The following is a 2,500-nucleotide window of genomic DNA, read 5'->3' on the forward strand; positions in this document are numbered from 1 at the left end:
TCTGTGGTGGCGGCAACCTACTCTCCCGGAAGTGACTCCAGTACCATCGGCGTAACGGGGCTTAACGGCTCTGTTCGGTATGGGAAGAGGTGTTCCCCCGCACCCTTACCACCATCCCAGCTCTTGCGTTGGCCTGACTGTTGCCAGATCAACGATGGTGTTATTATCAGTGCTCTTCAAGAAGAAAAGGATTCATAATTCGCAACGCACTTCGGCAAGTACTTCATCGCGCTTCGACCTACAGGTCATTAGTATGGCTCGGCTCTAGCGCTCTCACGCCCTGCACCTGCCACCTATCAACGTCGTCGTCTACAACGTCCTTCATAGAAGACTCATCTCCGGGCCGGCTTCGCACTTAGATGCTTTCAGCGCTTATCCAAACCCCACGTAGCTACCCGGCCGTACCGTGGGCACAATAACCGGTTCACCAGCGGTGAGTCCACCCCGGTCCTCTCGTACTAAGGGCAGCCCCCGTCAATCTTCCTACGCCCACCACAGATAGGGACCGAACTGTCTCACGACGTTCTGAACCCAGCTCGCGTGCCACTTTAATCGGCGAACAGCCGAACCCTTGGGACCTTCTCCAGCCCCAGGATGTGACGAGCCGACATCGAGGTGCCAAACCTCCCCGTCGATGTGAGCTCTTGGGGGAGATCAGCCTGTTATCCCCGGCGTACCTTTTATCCTTTGAGCGATGGCCCACCCATGCGGAACCACCGGATCACTATACCCTGCTTTCGCACCAGCTCGGCCTGTTTGCCTCACTGTCAAGCTCGCTTCTGCTATTGCACTCCACAGCCGGTTACCAACCGGCCTGAGCGAACCTTTGGAAGCCTCCGTTACCCTTTCGGAGGCGACCACCCCAGTCAAACTACCCACCAACCACGGTCCCTCTCATAAAGAGGTTAGACGCCAACACACAAAAGGGTGGTATTTCAACGGTGGCTCCACGATGCCTAGCGACACCGCTTCGCAGCCTCCCACCTATCCTACACATTTCTGTGCCAGCGTCCATGATAAGTTGTAGTAAAGGTGCACGGGGTCTTTCCGTCCCGTGGCGGGTATCCGGCATCTTCACCGGAACTACAATTTCACCGAGCTCATGGCTGAGACAGTGCCCAGATCGTTACACCATTCGTGCAGGTCGGAACTTACCCGACAAGGAATTTCGCTACCTTAGGACCGTTATAGTTACGGCCGCCGTTTACTGGGGCTTCAGTTCAGCGCTTCGAAGCTTGCGCCCCTAACGCCCCCCCTTAACCTTCCAGCACCGGGCAGGTGTCAGACCCTATACTGAATCTCTCGATTTCGCAGAGTCCTGTGTTTTTGGTAAACAGTCGCCTGGGCCTTTGCTCTGCGGCCTCCCACCAAAGTGGGTAGGCCCCCCTTCTCCCGAAGTTACAGGGTCAACTGGCCGAGTTCCTTAGCCATGATTCACTCGAGCACCTTAGATTTTTCATCTCGACTACCTGTGTCGGTTTGCGGTACGGTTACCCTCTCAATTAGCGATAGCGGCTTTTCTTGGAAGCCCCTCCGGAACACTATCCCGGGCACCCGAAGGTCCCCAGGTACTATCGGTCTCCACCTGATCCTACGGATTTGCCTATAGAACCACTAGCTTATAACCTTCAACGCGCTATTCCCGCAGCGCGCGGTTCCTTCACTACTCCGTCCCCGCTTCTCTCAAGAGGCTAGTACGGGAATATTAACCCGTTTGCCCTCAGGTGCGGCCTTCGCCTTCCCCTTAGGTGCCGACTCACCCACCGTTGATTGCCATCGCGGTGGAATCCTTAGTCTTTCGGTGTGCAGGGTTCTCACCCGCATTGTCGTTACTTATGCCTACATTTGCTTTTCTGATCGGTCCAGCCCGGCTCACGCCAAACCTTCACCCCCATCAGAATGCTCTCCTACCACAACTAGCTAGGCTAGTGTCCACGGCTTCAGTGGGTTGCTTCATGCCCGTTTATTATCGATGCCCGCCTCGCTCGACCAGTGAGCTGTTACGCACTCTTTAAAGGAATAGCTGCTTCCAAGCTAACCTCCTGGCTGTCTCGGCAACCGGACCTCCTTTGTTCAACTGAGCAACCACTTGGGGACTTTAGCCGGTGGTCTGGGTTGTTCCCCTCTCGGAGTCGGACCTTAGCACCCGACCCCTCACTCCCGTATCAATTCCCAGGCATTCGGAGTTCGTCAGAAGTTGGTAGGATGTGACTCCCCCTAGTCCTATCGGTAGCTCTACCTCCTGGGAATTTGACATACAAGGCTGTTCCTAAAAACATTTCGGAGAGTACGAGCTATTTCCGAGTTTGATTGGCCTTTCACCCCTACCCGCAGCTCATCCAAAAACTTTTCAACGTTTACTGGTGCGGTCCTCCATGACATGTTACTGCCACTTCAACCTGGCCACGGGTAGATCACCCGGTTTCGCGTCTACCCCCACTGACTCAGCGCCCTGTTCAGACTCGCTTTCGCTTCGGCTCCGTTCCTAAAAAAACTTAAC

General features: G+C 55.2%; 2 rRNA genes (1 of these 2 cut by a window edge). Both read right to left on the reverse strand.

What is annotated here, in order from left to right:
- Positions 1 to 4: 4 nt before the first annotated feature.
- Positions 5 to 116 (reverse strand): 5S ribosomal RNA (gene rrf / locus ACYVH9_RS31485).
- A 112-nt stretch (positions 117 to 228) separates the two neighbouring features.
- Positions 229 to 2,500, reverse strand: a 23S ribosomal RNA gene (locus ACYVH9_RS31490); it runs 630 nt beyond the window's last position.

It is taken from the genome of Larkinella harenae, from assembly GCF_054780515.1.